Consider the following 14,208-nt stretch of genomic DNA (forward strand, 5'->3'; position numbering starts at 1 on the left):
TCCCCGCCGGGCGCGCAGGCGTCCCGTCACTAGGCTGGCGCGCATGGTCAGCACTCGCTCGTGGCGGAACGGATCGGCAGCCGAGCGGGACTTCCCCGTCGAACGCGTCTCGGACCTCGTCGCCGAGGATGACACGTTCGTCTGGATCGACTACACGGACCCGTCCGCGGCGGACCTCGAACACGTCGAGGTCGAACTCGGCATCCACGCGCTCGCCGTCGAGGACGCGGTCGAACGCGGGCAGCGCCCGAAGCTCGACCGGTACCGCGACAGCCTGTTCCTGGTCGTCTACGACATCGCCGGGCGGAACGCGGACGGCTCGGTCGTCGTGCACGAGGTCAAGGCGTTCGTCACCCCCCGCGCGCTCGTCACGATCCACGGTGCCGACTTCGACATCGGCGAGGTCTCGAGTCGCCTCGACGCGAACGCCGACCAGGCAGACCACGGGGTGCCGTGGCTGGTGTGGGGGCTGCTCGACGCGGTGGTGGACCACGCGTCCGCGGTGGTCGAGGACATCGAGCAGGACATCGACGAGCTCGAGGACGACCTGTTCGAACGCGGCAACCCCCGCGAGCAGCAGATCCAGCGCCGGTCGTTCGCGCTCCGGAAGGGACTCGGGGTGATCCGTCGGCTGGTCGTCCCGACGAAGGACAGCGTCGCGTCCCTGCTCCACGGGGACGCCGAGACGATCGCCGACGGCATCCGTCCGTACTTCCGCGACGTCGAGGACCACCTGGTGTCGATCGCCGACTCCGCCGACCAGCTGCGGGACGCGGTGTCGAGCGTGCTGGACACGAACCTCAACCTGGCGTCGAACCGGCAGAACACCGTGATGAAGAAGGTGACGAGCTGGGCGGCGATCATCGCGATCCCGACCGCCATCACGGGGTTCTTCGGGCAGAACGTGACGTTCCCCGGCGAGGGGCAGTGGGGCGGCCTGTTCGTCTCCGTGGCGCTCATCGTCGTGTCGAGCCTGGTGCTCTACCGCGTGTTCAAGCACCGCGACTGGCTGTAGCGCCCGACGCGGACACCGAGCGGCGCGCTACACCCCCAGGGCGAGCACGCCGGCGACCACCGTCAGTGGCGCGACGACGCAGCCGAGCGCCATGTACTTCCCCCACGACAACCGGATGCCCTCGGCGGACAGCCGAGCGTGCCAGAGGAGCGTGGCGAGGGATGCCCACGGCGTGATGAGGCACCCGGCGTTCACCCCGATGAGCAGCGCCGCGTAGCGGAGGGCCTCGTGGCCGGCGGCCGGCTCGAGCACCAGGTACGCGGGCAGGTTGTCCATCACGTTCGCGGCGACCCCGCCGGCACCGGCGAGGAGCAGCAGCGACCCGGTGTCGGTGCCGCCGGAAAGCGCGCGCACGATCGGGTCGGTCACCCCGGTGGCGTGCAGCGTCTCGACCACGACGAACAGCCCGGCGGCGAACACCAGCGTCGACCACGGCACCCGCGACGGCCGCAGCTCGCCCGGTGCGCGGAACGCCGCGACGACCACGAGCACCACAGCGGCCGCGAGTGCCGCGATCCAGACCGTCACCCCGGCGGTGAGCGCGACGACGAGCGCGACGAGCACCACCGACGCGGCGGTGAAGAACACCGGGTCGGCCGGGCGACGGACGTCGACGGGCGTGTACCGGCCGAACAACCGCCCGCGGAAGACGACCAGCAGCACGGCACACGGCACGACGACGCCGGCGAGCGCCGCCCACACCATGAGCCCGGCGAACGGGATCGGCCCGTCGAGCCCGATGCGGTCGACGGCGAGCAGGTTCGTCAGGTTCGAGACGGGGAGCAGGAGTGACGCGGTGTTCGCGAGCCACACGGTGGTCAGCGCGAACGGCATCGGCGGGAGCCCGACCCGACGGGCCAGGGCGATCACGATCGGGGTGAGCAGCACCGCGGTGGTGTCGATCGACAGGAACACCGTGCACAGGACGGCGAGGACGACGACCGCTCCCCACAGCCCGATGGTCCGCCCACCGCCGATGCGTGCGGCGACGTCCGCGAGGCGGTCGAACACGCCGGCGTCGGCGGCGAGTTCGGACACGATCGTGAGCCCGAGCACGAACCCGAGCACGGGCACGACCCGGTCGGCGAGCTCGGCGAGTTCGGGCAACGGGAGCAGCCCGAGTGCGACGCACACGGCGCCGACGACCAACAGACCTGCCCCGATGACGGCTTGACGCACGATGACTCCTCCATGAGCGGCCGCGATCGGCGGCGCTCCAATGTACAGACCAGTAGCGTGGACGCCGACGACGACAGGAGGAATCCGTGCGCAAGTTCTTGTTCAACGGTGCGGTGTGGAGTTCGATCATCAGCGGCTACAGCGTGCTGCAGACCACCAGGCAGGGGCCGCGTGACTGGCGTCTCGCCCTGACGTGGGTTGCCTGGTTGGCCACCACGATCGTGGCGATCGGCACGGTCGTCGAGGACGACCGTGCCGTCCGAGCGCGTCAGCCGTGAGCTGAACGCACCATCAGACGGACGGCCCGACCGGGCCGTCTGACGGACGGGAGGCCCGGTGCCAGCTGGCACCGGGCCTCCCGTCCGCGCGGAACGCGTCTACTGCTCCGACCGCGGGATGTGCGCGGTCTGGATCGGACCGGTGAAGAGCGCTGCGCGGTCGTCCTGGTCGGGTGTGAAGAGCGCGGAGTCGGACGCCGTCGACGCGGTCCGCCGGCGCGGCGCGACCTCGTCGACCATCTGCACGCGCTGGATCGGGAGCGCGTCCGGGTGGGTGCGCTGGATCCAGTCGACGAGTTCCTCGCGGATGTAGCAGCGCAGGTCGAACAGGGACGGGGCATCGTGCGACGTCGCGAGCACCCGGACCCGCACGTACCCCTGCACCGCGTCGGTGACCTGCAGCACCTTCACGCGCTGGTCCCAGAGCTCGGTGCGGGACAGGATCCGGTCGAGCTCGACGCGCATCTCCCCCGGGCGCACCCGCCAGTCCAGGTCGAACTCCACGGCACCGAGCAGTTCGCTGTTCGTCCTGGTCCAGTTCTCGAACGGCGTCGATGTGAAGTAGGTCGAGGGCAGCACGAACCGGCGGTCGTCCCACAGGTGCACGACGACGTACGTCAGGGTGATCTCCTCGATGCGCCCCCACTGCTGCTCGACCACGACGACGTCGTCGACCCGGATCGAGCCGGAGAACGCCAGCTGCATGCCGGCGAACACGTTGCCGAGCGTCGATTGCGCCGCGAGACCAGCGATCACCGAGATGAGCCCGGCGGAGGCGAGGACACTGGCACCGGCGGCCTCGACCCCGGGGAACGTCAGCAGGATCGCGCCGACGCCGATGATCACGAGGACGGCGACGGTGAGTCGGCGGAGGATGAGGACCTGCGTGCGGATCCGCCTGGCGACGCGGTTGTCCGGCACGTCGACGCGGTACTTGTGGAGCCCGAGGCTCTCCAGGAAGATCGCGAGGCCGCAGGCGAACCACGTGCCGACGCCGATCGTGACGACGAGGAACACGTGCGAGACGGTCGCGCGCCACTCGTACGCGGACGTCGCGGGGATCGAGGACGCGAACGCCGTCCAGAGCAGCGCCACGAGCAGGAGCGTCCTGGTGGGGTGCTTCGTGCGCCTGGACAAGGAGGCCGCCCAGCGCTCGTGGCGCCCGAGCGCCCGGAAGACGAGGTGCAGGACGAGCGAGGCGACGGCGGTCACGAGCAGGGCGAACCCGATCGAGACGAGGAGTCGGAGGAGGATGTCCATCCCTCCATGCAACCAACTGGACGACGCCCGTCGCCCAGCCGGCCACAAGACGACGGGAGGCACCGTGCCTCCCGTCGTCTTGAACTGTTACTTCGACGACGTGAGCGAGTCCACGTAGTCCTGGTGCTCCGACGCCCACTTCTTCGTGATCGCCGGGTACTCGCTCGCCTTCGCCCCGCTGTTGACCAGCGCGTTCTCGAGCGAGTAGAGCGTGTCGGAGTCCATCGAGAAGTCCCGCATCCACTTCGACGCCTGCGGGAAGTCGCTGGCGAAGTCCTTCTTGGCGATGGTGTGGATCTCCTCGTTCTTGCCGAGCGCGCCCTTCGGGTCCTTCAGGTCCTTGATCGGGAACGCGTCGTACGCCCAGTGCGGACGCCACAGCGTCACGACGACGTCCTCCTGCTTCGCGATCGAGGCCTTGAGGTCGGCGAGCATCGCCGGCGTCGAGCTCGTGACGAAGTCCATCGAGCCGAGGCCGTACTGCGGGATCACCTTGTCCTGCACGACCGCGGTCTCACCGGCGGCCGGCTCGATGCCGATGATCTTGTTCCCGAAGTCCGACGCGTTCGCCTCGAGGTCCTCGATGGAGTCGATCTTCGAGTACTCGGGCACGGCGAGCTCGAGCGACGCCTGTTCGTTCCAGGCACCGAGGTCGGTGAGCTGGTCGCCGTACTTGTCCATGTACTGCTTGTGCGTGTTCGGCAGCCACGTGTCGAGCACGACGTCGTAGTCACCGGACGACAGCCCCTGGTAGGCGGGGGCGACGTCGGCGTTCGTGAGCTGGACGTCGTAGCCCTTCTCCTCGAGGACGTACTTCCAGAGCTGGCTGGCTGCGGTGTCCTCGTCCCAGCCGTTGAAGACGACGATCGACATCGACTTCTGGTCGCCGTTCGCGACGTTGCCGGTCGCGCCGTAGTACCCGGGGGGCATGCAGGCGCTCAGGCCGACGGCGGTGGCCGCGGCGAGGGCCGCTGCGGCGATGGTGCGCTTGGTCCGCTGCATCATGGTGTGGTCCTTCCTCATGCGTCGACGGGCTGGCGGTCGGGGGTGGTGCTCGCGGTGGCTGGTGCCGCCGTGGCGGCGGCCTGCACGGGCGCGGCGATGGACGCCGGCTTCTGCTTGCGACGCCACGGCCGGGAGGCTCCCCCAGCGTCGCCGCCGAGCGCTGCGGTCAGGCGGTCCAGCAGGATCGCCAGGACCACGACCGACAGACCGGCCTCCGCTCCGAGCCCCACGTCGATGCGGTTCAGCGATGCGACGATCTGCTCCCCGAGGCCGCCGGCGCCGACCATGCCGGCGATGACGACCATCGAGAGCGACAGCATGATGACCTGGTTGACGCCGGCCATGATGCTGGCCTTGGCGAGGGGCAGCTGGATCTGGCGGAGGATGCGCCACGGGCTGGAGCCGAACGCGGCGCCGGCCTCGACGACCTCGCTCGGGACGCCGCGGATGCCGAGCTCGGTGAGCCGGACCCCAGGAGCCATCGCGAAGACGATCGTCGCGACGATGCCGGGGACGACGCCGACGCGGAAGAGCAGCAGCGCCGGGATCAGGTAGACGAACGCCGGGGTCGTCTGCATGAAGTCGAGCACGGGGCGGATCACCCGGCTGGCGGCGTCGGAGCGCGCGGCCCAGACCCCGAGCGGGATGCTGAAGACGACCGCGAGCCCGGCGGCGACGATGACGAGCGCCAGGGTGTCCATGGCGTTCGTCCACTGCCCGACACTGACGATGAACAGCAGGCCGATCGCGGAACCGAGGGCGAGCTTCCAGCCCTTCAGGGCGAAGGCGAGCGCGACGAGGACCAGGGTGACGACCCAGAACGGCGGGGTGGAGAGGAAGTACTCCATCCACGCGTCCATCCAGGTGAAGACGTAGCGGACCACGTCGAAGAACCCGGAGAGGTACGTCGTGATCCAGGTGACGACGGCGGACACCCAGCTGCCGAGGGGCAGGTGGAAGTCCCCGAAGGAGTTCGTGCCGGGGGTGATCACGCGTGATCTCCTTCCGTGGTCGCGGCGAGGGTCTCGTCGAGGTCGTCGTTCGAGATCCGGGTGACGGGCTCGAGCGTCTGGATCGGGCTCGTCGTCGTCGGGACGTTGCCGAGGGCGGCGAGGAGCGTCACGCGCGGCACGACGCCGAGCAGCCGTTGCTCGTCGTCGACGACCGCGATGGGCAGCGGCGACTCGACGGCGAGCTCGAACAGGTCGGTGAGGGCCGTGTCCGGTGCGACCTGGGCGAACTCGGTGTTCACGATCGCGTCGAGGTTCGTGTCGCCGGCCTTGACCTGGCGCATCACGTGCCGGTCGCGGACCCAGCCCTCGAGCTTCCGGCCGCGGCCGGTGACGAAGACGGCGGCGGTCTGCAGGTCGCGCATGACGCGGAGCGCGCCACGCGGGCCCGCGGTGAGCGGGACGACGGCGCGGGCCGGTTCCATGACGCTCGAGGCGGTGAGCACGCGGGCGCGGTCGACGTCCTGCACGAACTGCGCGACGTAGTCGTTCGCCGGGTCCGTGAGGATGTCCTCCGGGGACCCGATCTGCACGATGCGTCCGTCGCGCATCACGGCGATCCGGTCGCCGAGGAACATCGCCTCGTTGAGGTCGTGCGTGATGAACACGATCGTCTTGCCGAGACGCTGCTGCAGGTCGACGAGCTGTTCCTGCATCTCGCGACGGATGAGGGGGTCGAGGGCGCTGAACGCCTCGTCCATCAGCAGGACGTCGGTCTCGGCGGCGAGTGCACGGGCGATGCCGACGCGCTGCTGCATGCCGCCGGAGAGCTCGTCCGGCTTGGCGTCGGCCCAGACGTCGAGCCCGACGAGGTCGATGACCTCGCGGGCCTTGCGGAGTCGCTCGGACTTCTCGACACCGTTGACCTCGAGGCCGTACGCGACGTTCTCGATCACCGTGCGGTGCGGCAGCAGGGCGAAGTGCTGGAAGACCATCGACACGCTCGACCGGCGGATGTCGCGGATCTCCTTCGGCGCCGCCTTGGTGACGGTGCGGCCGCCGATCTCCACGGTGCCGGCGGTCGGCTCGAGCAGCCCGTTCAGCATCCGGATGAGGGTCGACTTGCCGGAGCCGGACAGGCCCATGACGACGAAGATCTCGCCTGGCTGGACGTCGAACGACGCGTCGATGACGGCCGCGGAGCCGAACTCGCGGACGTCGTCGCGGGAGGCGCCGGCAGCGAGACGGCGAACCGCCTCGGCGGGGCGTCGCCCGAAGACCTTGGTGATGTCACGGACCCGGACAGCGGGTGCCGTCGCAGGGGTGTCCGGCGCGGATGCGTGCCGGCTCTCGGGTGGGGCGATGGTCAACGGTGCTCCTCGCACGACCGTGGCGCGCGGCGCACGACGGACGTGTTGTGGTTGCGAACGGGTCGTCCGGCACCCTGTTCGTCGCGACCGCTGCAAGCCGTGCGCGAAGGGCGCAGGGCGAGCGATCACGCACGCGGGGGTCGTACTCGGGACGACCCCGGTCCGGCCGACCGTACGGCCCCCGCTGTGTTGCCCGGAGGACGCGTCCTGATCGTCGGTGTCCCCTGAGGGGACGTTCAACGCTATCGACCGTTGTCCCCCGTCGCGAATCGACGTCCGCCGGAGGACCGGCACCCGTGTACCCCGGGCACGGCGTGTCGCGCGGACCCATGCGGGTCGCGATCGTAACCGTCTCGTTACATTTCAGGCTCCTCGGAGATTTGTGTGCCGCCCCTGCTGCACCGCGCATGTAGCGTGGCGCGCATGACAGCGCAGAACGACACCGGGGTGGACCGCGCGCCCGCGAACGACTTCTCGCACGAGCAGGAGGGCTACCAGCACGGTCTGAAGCCCCGCCAGCTGCAGATGATCGCGATCGGCGGTGCGATCGGAACCGGCCTCTTCCTCGGTGCCGGCGGGCGACTCCACACGGCGGGACCGGCACTGGCGGTCGTGTACCTGATCGCGGGGGTGTTCGGGTTCTTCATCCTGCGTGCGCTCGGCGAGCTCGTGCTGCACCGCCCGTCCTCGGGGTCCTTCATCTCGTACGCCCGCGAGTTCTACGGCGAGAAGTTCGCGTACGCCGCCGGCTGGATGTACTTCCTCAACTGGGCGATGACGTCGATCGTCGACACGACCGCCGTCGCCGTCTACCTGAAGTACTGGTCGGCGTTCACCGCCGCTCCGCAGTGGCTCCTCGCGCTCATCGCGCTCGTCGTCGTCCTCGCCGCGAACATGGTCGCGGTCAAGGTCTTCGGCGAGCTCGAGTTCTGGTTCGCCATCATCAAGGTCGCCGCGCTCGTCGCCTTCCTTGTGATCGCGCTCATCTGGCTCATCTGGGCGTTCCCGGTCGAGGCCGGCGGCCAGCAGGTGCAGACCGGCTTCTCGATCTGGGCGGACAACGGCGGGCTCCTGCCGAACGGCCTGCTCCCGACCGTGCTCGTCGTGCAGGGCGTCGTCTTCGCGTACGCGGCCATCGAGCTCGTCGGCACCGCGTCCGGCGAGACGCAGAACACCGAGAAGGTCATCCCCCGCGCGATCAACTCCGTCGTCTTCCGCATCGCGGTCTTCTACGTCGGCTCGATCGTGCTGCTGTCGCTCCTCCTGCCGTACACGGCGTACAAAGAGGGCGAGAGCCCGTTCGTCACGTTCTTCTCATCGATCGGCAACCCGCAGGTCGGCGCGATCGTCGGGTCGATCATGAACTTCGTCGTGCTCACCGCAGCGCTGTCGTCGCTGAACGCCGGCCTCTACTCGACCGGCCGTGCGCTGCACTCGATGGGCATGAACGGCTCGGCGCCGAAGTGGACCACGAAGATGACCCGCGGCGGTGTGCCGTACGCCGGCATCCTGCTCACCGCGGCGTTCACCGTCGCCGGTGTCGTCCTCAACTACTTCATCCCGAGCCAGGCGTTCGAGATCGCCCTGAACATCGCGAGCCTCGGCATCATCACCGCGTGGGGCACGATCATCCTCTGCCAGATGCGCCTGCGGTCCTGGGCGAAGCAGGGCCTGGCGAAGGAACCGTCGTTCAAGCTCCCCGGCGCTCCGGTGACCTCGTGGTTGACACTCGCGTTCCTGGCGTCCGTCATCGTACTGATGGCGATCGACTACCCCGTCGGCACGTACACGATCGCGTCGCTCGTGATCGTGATCCCGCTGCTCATCGTCGGCTGGTTCCTGCAGCGCGACCGGATCCTGCGCATCGCGTCCCTCCGCGAGGGCGTCACCGGCCCGTACCCGATCACCGGCCGCGACCCCGCGAACCAGGTGCGTCGCGGAGACGACCGCGACGGGGGCGATCAGGCCTGATCGTGTCCGCATCGCGCAACGCGGCGTCCCGGTGATGCCGAGAGGTCCGGCACCCGTCGGTACGATCAGCGGGTGCCGGACCTCTCCCCTTCTCCCGAACTCGACCTGCAGCTCACGTGGCGGGGCGCCTTCGGACGCGTCCGAGTGTTCCGCGACCGGGTGCACGCAGAGACGAGCTACGAACGCGACGCGCTGACGACGGTCCCCATGGACGCCGTGCAGGGGTGGCGCATCGAGCCGTGCGACTTCGACGCAGTGTGCGTCGAGTTCCTCACGCCCGACGACACCTACCGCGTGCTGCTCGACACCTCGGACGAGGGGGTCGCGGCCCTGGCACTCCGCCGGACCCTCGGCACGCCGGCGCCGGCGGCGAACTGACCCGGTGACCCAGCCGCGTCACGGCCAGCTCGGCGCGTCGATGCCCGCGGCGACCCGGTCGCCCCAGACGGCGTCGAGTGCGGCTGTCTGACCCGCGTCGAGCACCACCCCGCCGACGGCGACGTTCTCCTCGAGGTGCTGGACGCTCGACGTCCCGGGGATGAGCACCACGTTCGACGCGTGCCCGAGCAGCCAAGCAAGTCCCACCTGCGCCGGTGTCGCTCCGACCTCGGCCGCGACCCGCACCACCGCGGGCTCCTCCCCCACCTTCGGCAGTCCCGGGAAGGCACCACCGAGCGGGAAGAACGGCACCCACGCGATGTCCTCGGCGACGCAGAGCTCCAGCAGGTCCTCGAACTCGCGGGCGACGAGCGAGTAGGCGTTCTGCACGCACACGATGCCCGCCGGCACCGCACGGCGGACGACGTCGGCCGTCACCGCGCTGAGCCCGATGCCACCGATGAGGCCCTCGTCCCGCATCGCCACCATCTCCGCGAGCTGGTCGTCGAGGTCGACCAGCTGCTCCCCCTCGGCGCGGAGCCCGGGGCCGGTGTCCGCCCGACGCAGGTTGACGACGTCGATGCGTTCGCGCCCGAGCGTGCGGAGGTTCGACTCCACCTGCGCGCGGAGCTCAGCCGGGCGCTGGGCGAGGGCGAGGGGCACCGGTGCGTCGACGCGCACGGCCCCGACCTTGCTGACGACCGTGATCGCGTCGGAGTCGCCGAACGCCCGCCGGATCACGTCGTTCGCGACGCTGTTCCCGTAGAAGTCCGCCGTGTCGACGTGGTCGACGCCCAGCTCCGCGGCGCGGTGGAGCAGCGCGACGCCGGCCGCGGGGTCGCCCTCGAACCGCTCGAGCGCCATCGCGCCGTAGCCGATGCGTGTGACGGTGCGGCCGCCGAGCGAGCCGGTGTCCAAGGGTGCTGACATGGGGAGCCTCCGGTAGTCTGTCCAGCAAGCGGAGGTCCCTCCGCTTGCGTTTCCATCCTAAACGGAGGCAGCTCCACTTTGTCCAGCCCCGACGCGCACGTGTCCCGTCGCCCCCGCGCCGACGCCGCGCGCAACCGCGAGAAGCTCGTCGATGCGGCTCGAGCGGCGTTCACGACTGCCGGCGAGGACGCCTCCCTCGAAGCCGTCGCCCGCTCCGCCGGGGTCGGGATCGGGACGCTCTACCGGAACTTCCCGACACGCGAGGACCTCGTCGCCGCCGTGTACGCGGTCGAGCTCGATGCCGTCCTCGGCACCGTCGACGGCTTCCTCGCCGAGCTCCCCGCCGAACGGGCGCTCCGCGCCTTCGCCGACCGGTACGCCGGGTTCGTCCAGACCAAGCGCGGTATGGCGGAGACCGTGCGGGTGGGGGCGATCCGCGGAGCGGCCGAGACCGTGCACACCCGTGAGCGCGTGAACGCCGCCGTGCAGCGGTTCCTGGACGCGGGAGTGACCGACCGTACCCTCCGCACCGACGTCGTCGCAGATGACGTCACCGCGGCCCTGATCGGCGTGCTGCTGTCCACGCGGGACACGACCGATCCGGCGCAGACCGGCCGGCTGCTCGACATCGTGGTGGACGGACTCCGCCGGCACGATCGGTAGGCGTCCCCACGCGCCAGCGGCCCCTGCACCGTCGGCCGCTGCACCGTCGGGCGCTGCACGTCGGGCGCTGCACGTCGGGCGCTGCACCGTCGGGCGCTGCCGGGTCAGTCGTCCGTGTCGACGACGTTCGTGACGACGTCGCCGGAGCCCGCGTCGATGCGGATGCTGTGCTTGGTCCCGGAGTCGTCCCGGACGTCGCCCTCCCAGACGACCGTGCCGGCGTGGTCGTCGAGGCCGAGTTCCGTGACCGCCCCTGCCACCTCGTCCGTGAGACGCGCTGCAGCATCCCGGACGTCGATCTTCGCGGCGTCGACGAAGCGCTGGTTCTCGGCACGGTCGTCGGCGTCGGCGTCGTCGGTCACCGGGTCGCCCGTGGTCGCGGTGCCGTCGGCGTTCGTGTGGACCTCGTGCTCGGCCTGGTCGGAGGTCACGACGAGGACCTCCCACGCGGAGCCGTTCTGCTCCTGCTCGACCGAGATGACGGTCCCGGAGCCGACGGCGTCGCGAGCGGTCGCGACCGCGGCGAGCAGGGCGTCGTTCGACGCGGCGACCGTGGTGGCCGATCCGGACGCCGCCGCGCTGGACGATCCCGACCCGGACGAACCGGATCCGGACGGATCGCCCGAGCCGCTCGCGCACCCGGTCACGGCGAGGGCGCCGGCGACCAGGACGGTGGCGGACAGGGCGAGGCGGCGGGTGCGGGGCATGTCGGTGAGGTTCATGCGGCAAGCCTGGCGGGAGGGTGCTGAAGCAGTCCTGAAGCCCGCTGGTCATCCACCGAGTGCGATGCGCACGACGAAGCGGGCACCGCCGAGCGGCGCGTCCTCGATCACCACGGATCCACCGTGCGCGCGCACCGCGTCCCGCACGATCGCGAGTCCGAGCCCCGATCCCCCGTCGTCGCGGCTGCGGGCCTCGTCGAGGCGCACGAACCGCTCGAACACGCGGTCGCGTTCCGGTCCCGGCACCCCGACGCCGTCGTCGTCCACGGTGAGGACCGCCCACGTGCCCTCCGCACGCACGCCCAGCGCGATCCGTCCCGACGCGTGCCGGACGGCGTTGTCGACGAGGTTCCGCACGACGCGCGACAGCACAGCAGGATCGCCCAGCACCCTGGCCGGCCCGACCCCGGATCCGTCGATCGACACGAGCCCGGCGGAACGCACCCGGGAGACCTCGGCCAGCACCAGATCGTCCAGGTCGACCGCGCGGCAGTCGGCGACCCCGCGTTCGTCGAGCTTCGAGAGCACGAGGAGTCCGTCGACCAACCGCGCGAGGCGGTCGTTCTCGGCCGTGACGACCTCGGCGAGCTCACCGACCCCGATCCGGTCCGGGTGCGCAGCCGCCACCGACGCGTGCTGCCGGACGGACGCGATCGGCGACCGCAGCTCGTGCGACGCATCCGCGACGAACTGCCGTTGCGCCGATGCCGACCGGTCGAGCCGCTCGAGCATCGCGTTCATGGTGTCCGCGAGCCTGGCGACCTCGTCACCGGTGTCCGGCACGGCGATCCGGGCGCCGCGAGCGTCGCCGCGGACCGCGTCGACCTCGCGCCGGATCCGGTCGACGGGGCGGAGCGAGCGCCCGACGACGATCCAGGTCCCGACGCCCATCAGCGCGACGAGGACGGGGACGCCGACCGCGAGCAGGGTGGTGACGGCCGTCGTCGCCGTGTCCGCGGACTCCAGCGACGAGCCGAACACGATCGTCGCCTCGGTGCCGTCCGGCAGGTCCACGTCGTCGGACACGAGCAGCCACCGCTCACCGTCGTGCGTCCAGCGGCTCGTCGCCGGTCGGGAGCGCCGGCGGGTCGGCGTCGTCACCGTGGGCCAGGACCTCCCCGTCGTCGCCGACGACCTGCACGAGGACGTCGTCGTAGCCGTCCACCGCGGCGGCACCGTCCGCCTCGACCCGGGCGGTCGCCTGTTCGAGCCCGCTCTCCGCACTCGACCTGACCCCCTCGACGAGCACCAGCCGGAGGACCACCACGAACGCGGCCGATCCGACCACGAGCGCCGCGAGGACCAGCGCGACCGCGCCGAACGTCGTCCGCGCGCGGAGACTGCGGAGCCGCCGGCGCCGTTCAGGCACCGTCGGCCGCCAGCCGGTAGCCAGCACCACGCACCGTCTCGATCGAGTTCCGCCCGAAGGGCCGGTCGACCTTCCGACGCAGGTGTCCGACGTACACCTCGACGATGTTCGGGTCGCCGTCGAAGTCGACGTCCCAGACGTTCTCGATGACCTCGCGCTTCGAACAGACCTGGCCGGCACGGCGGGCGAGGAACTCGAGCACCGCGAACTCGCGGCTCGTCAGGTCGAGCCGGTGCGCGCCCCGCGCGACGGTCCTGGCCGCAGGGTCGACCACCAGGTCCCCCACCGCGAGCACGCTCGGTCGCTCGCGCGCTCCACGGCGGACGAGGGCGCGGATCCGCGCGACGAGGACGGGGTGCGAGAACGGCTTCGTGACGTAGTCGTCCGCGCCGGCATCGAGGGCCTCGACCTGGTCCCACTCGCCGTCCTTCGCGGTGAGCATGAGCACCGGCGTCCAGTTCTCCTCGGCGCGGAGCTGGCCGCAGACCGCCCACCCGCTCATCCCGGGCATCATCAGGTCGAGCACGATCGCGTCGTAGCCGAACTCCCGCGCGTGCCAGAGTCCGTCGACACCGTCGTGAGCCACGTCGACCGCCCACCCTTCGGCCTCGAGCCCACGGCGGACACCGTCGGCGAGCCGCACCTCGTCGTCGACCACCAGCACACGCATGTCCTGCATTCTGGCGGCCGGCGCTGAAGCGCGCCTGAAGCGGTGGTCCCGACCAGGGCCGGACTGGAGGCACGGTGCGGGCCCGCCGCGCGCCTCCCGTCCGACCGACGGTCCGGACACGGCGGCCCAGGCGCCGTCAGACCAGCAGCAGGATGCCCGCGACGATCGACGCGGCGGTGATCGCCAGCGCGACCAGCAGGAGCACGAGGTGGACCGTGTAGAACGTGGTCGGGCGCCCCGACGCGTCGCGCGCCCTGGTGTCCTTCGCCACGCGCTGGAAGAAGCGCGGCCAGGCGATCAGGTTGAACAGGGCACCGACGAACAGGACGACTGCGGCGAAGACGAGCACCCGACGAGTCTACGCAGCAGGTGTCGGAGATCGGTGGTGCTCGGCCGCCCCCAACGCGGCCGAGTCCCACCGGGTGATCGCCACACGCTGTGTAGCAAT

At 70.7% G+C, this 14,208-nt stretch carries 16 protein-coding genes; 5 read left to right on the top strand and 11 right to left on the bottom strand.

Translation table 11 applies throughout. The features are described 5' to 3' along the window. Positions 1–43 precede the first annotated feature (43 nt). On the top strand, positions 44–1,015 hold the full coding sequence (locus QK288_RS14205) for a magnesium transporter CorA family protein (protein WP_281264932.1): 972 nt from the start codon (positions 44–46) through the stop codon (positions 1,013–1,015). Positions 1,016–1,042: 27 nt separating this feature from the next. Here QK288_RS14205 and QK288_RS14210 read toward each other — a convergent pair whose 3' ends face one another. Beyond that, positions 1,043–2,194: an SLC13 family permease gene (locus tag QK288_RS14210; RefSeq protein WP_281264933.1), complete on the bottom strand. Its 1,152-nt coding sequence runs from the start codon at positions 2,192–2,194 to the stop codon at positions 1,043–1,045. 86 nt (positions 2,195–2,280) lie between these two features. Between QK288_RS14210 and QK288_RS14215 the strand changes: the two genes are divergently transcribed. Further along, positions 2,281–2,472, top strand: coding sequence for a hypothetical protein (locus QK288_RS14215; RefSeq protein WP_281264934.1), 192 nt, complete (start codon positions 2,281–2,283; stop codon positions 2,470–2,472). A 99-nt stretch (positions 2,473–2,571) separates the two neighbouring features. Here the strand turns inward: QK288_RS14215 and QK288_RS14220 are convergent, their stop codons facing one another. The 4 genes from QK288_RS14220 to QK288_RS14235 all read right to left on the bottom strand — a co-directional run bounded on the left by QK288_RS14220 (position 2,572) and on the right by QK288_RS14235 (position 7,051). Next, positions 2,572–3,732 carry a mechanosensitive ion channel domain-containing protein gene (locus QK288_RS14220; RefSeq protein WP_281264935.1) on the bottom strand — a complete coding sequence of 387 codons (1,161 nt, stop codon included), beginning with the start codon at positions 3,730–3,732 and terminating at the stop codon, positions 2,572–2,574. 87 nt (positions 3,733–3,819) lie between these two features. Then, on the bottom strand, positions 3,820–4,737 hold the full coding sequence (locus QK288_RS14225; RefSeq protein WP_281264936.1) for a glycine betaine ABC transporter substrate-binding protein: 918 nt from the start codon (positions 4,735–4,737) through the stop codon (positions 3,820–3,822). A 14-nt stretch (positions 4,738–4,751) separates the two neighbouring features. Continuing rightward, positions 4,752–5,729 (bottom strand): proline/glycine betaine ABC transporter permease, encoded by a 978-nt coding sequence (locus tag QK288_RS14230; RefSeq protein ID WP_281264937.1) that lies wholly within the window; start codon positions 5,727–5,729, stop codon positions 4,752–4,754. Continuing rightward, the gene (locus tag QK288_RS14235) at positions 5,726–7,051 is read right to left on the bottom strand and encodes a glycine betaine/L-proline ABC transporter ATP-binding protein (protein WP_281267601.1); all 1,326 of its coding nucleotides are present in this window, start codon (positions 7,049–7,051) and stop codon (positions 5,726–5,728) included. The genes QK288_RS14230 and QK288_RS14235 overlap by 4 nt, the downstream gene beginning before the upstream one ends. Positions 7,052–7,480: 429 nt before the next feature. On the opposite strand from QK288_RS14235, the gene QK288_RS14240 reads away from it, so the two are divergent. Together QK288_RS14240 and QK288_RS14245 are read left to right on the top strand one after the other, a co-directional pair. Continuing rightward, a complete protein-coding gene (locus tag QK288_RS14240) occupies positions 7,481–9,028 on the top strand; it encodes an amino acid permease (protein ID WP_281264938.1) in 1,548 nt (515 codons plus the stop codon). Positions 9,029–9,100: 72 nt separating this feature from the next. Next, entirely contained in the window at positions 9,101–9,406 is a 306-nt protein-coding gene (locus QK288_RS14245) for a hypothetical protein (RefSeq protein WP_281264939.1), read from the top strand. A gap of 18 nt (positions 9,407–9,424) precedes the next feature. On the opposite strand, the gene QK288_RS14250 is transcribed toward QK288_RS14245, so the two are convergent. Continuing rightward, complete coding sequence (locus QK288_RS14250; protein ID WP_281264940.1) at positions 9,425–10,336, bottom strand: aldo/keto reductase; 912 nt, start codon at positions 10,334–10,336, stop codon at positions 9,425–9,427. A gap of 78 nt (positions 10,337–10,414) precedes the next feature. Between QK288_RS14250 and QK288_RS14255 the strand changes: the two genes are divergently transcribed. Continuing rightward, positions 10,415–10,999 carry a TetR/AcrR family transcriptional regulator gene (locus tag QK288_RS14255; RefSeq protein ID WP_281264941.1) on the top strand — a complete coding sequence of 195 codons (585 nt, stop codon included), beginning with the start codon at positions 10,415–10,417 and terminating at the stop codon, positions 10,997–10,999. Between the two features lie 104 nt (positions 11,000–11,103). On the opposite strand, the gene QK288_RS14260 is transcribed toward QK288_RS14255, so the two are convergent. The 5 genes from QK288_RS14260 to QK288_RS14280 form a co-directional block, all read right to left on the bottom strand. Continuing rightward, positions 11,104–11,721: a PepSY domain-containing protein gene (locus tag QK288_RS14260; protein WP_281264942.1), complete on the bottom strand. Its 618-nt coding sequence runs from the start codon at positions 11,719–11,721 to the stop codon at positions 11,104–11,106. A gap of 48 nt (positions 11,722–11,769) precedes the next feature. Then, positions 11,770–12,822 (bottom strand): HAMP domain-containing sensor histidine kinase, encoded by a 1,053-nt coding sequence (locus QK288_RS14265; RefSeq protein WP_281264943.1) that lies wholly within the window; start codon positions 12,820–12,822, stop codon positions 11,770–11,772. Further along, complete coding sequence (locus tag QK288_RS14270; protein WP_281264944.1) at positions 12,761–13,090, bottom strand: hypothetical protein; 330 nt, start codon at positions 13,088–13,090, stop codon at positions 12,761–12,763. The genes QK288_RS14265 and QK288_RS14270 overlap by 62 nt, the downstream gene beginning before the upstream one ends. Further along, positions 13,083–13,760 (bottom strand): response regulator transcription factor, encoded by a 678-nt coding sequence (locus QK288_RS14275; protein ID WP_281264945.1) that lies wholly within the window; start codon positions 13,758–13,760, stop codon positions 13,083–13,085. Before QK288_RS14275 ends, QK288_RS14270 begins: the two co-directional genes overlap by 8 nt. A 136-nt stretch (positions 13,761–13,896) precedes the next feature. Further along, on the bottom strand, positions 13,897–14,109 hold the full coding sequence (locus tag QK288_RS14280; protein WP_281264946.1) for a hypothetical protein: 213 nt from the start codon (positions 14,107–14,109) through the stop codon (positions 13,897–13,899). Positions 14,110–14,208 lie beyond the last annotated feature (99 nt).

Origin of the sequence: Curtobacterium sp. 9128, assembly GCF_900086645.1 — a bacterium.
Classification (GTDB): Bacteria; Actinomycetota; Actinomycetes; order Actinomycetales; family Microbacteriaceae; genus Curtobacterium.

Coding starts and splice junctions, on each gene's coding strand:
- QK288_RS14260 (WP_281264942.1), bottom strand. CDS start 11,721: ATGAACCTCACCGACATGCCCCGCACCCGCCGCCTCGCCCTGTCCGCC.
- QK288_RS14275 (WP_281264945.1), bottom strand. CDS start 13,760: ATGCGTGTGCTGGTGGTCGACGACGAGGTGCGGCTCGCCGACGGTGTC.
- QK288_RS14220 (WP_281264935.1), bottom strand. CDS start 3,732: ATGGACATCCTCCTCCGACTCCTCGTCTCGATCGGGTTCGCCCTGCTC.
- QK288_RS14225 (WP_281264936.1), bottom strand. CDS start 4,737: ATGATGCAGCGGACCAAGCGCACCATCGCCGCAGCGGCCCTCGCCGCG.
- QK288_RS14205 (WP_281264932.1), top strand. CDS start 44: ATGGTCAGCACTCGCTCGTGGCGGAACGGATCGGCAGCCGAGCGGGAC.
- QK288_RS14240 (WP_281264938.1), top strand. CDS start 7,481: ATGACAGCGCAGAACGACACCGGGGTGGACCGCGCGCCCGCGAACGAC.
- QK288_RS14250 (WP_281264940.1), bottom strand. CDS start 10,336: ATGTCAGCACCCTTGGACACCGGCTCGCTCGGCGGCCGCACCGTCACA.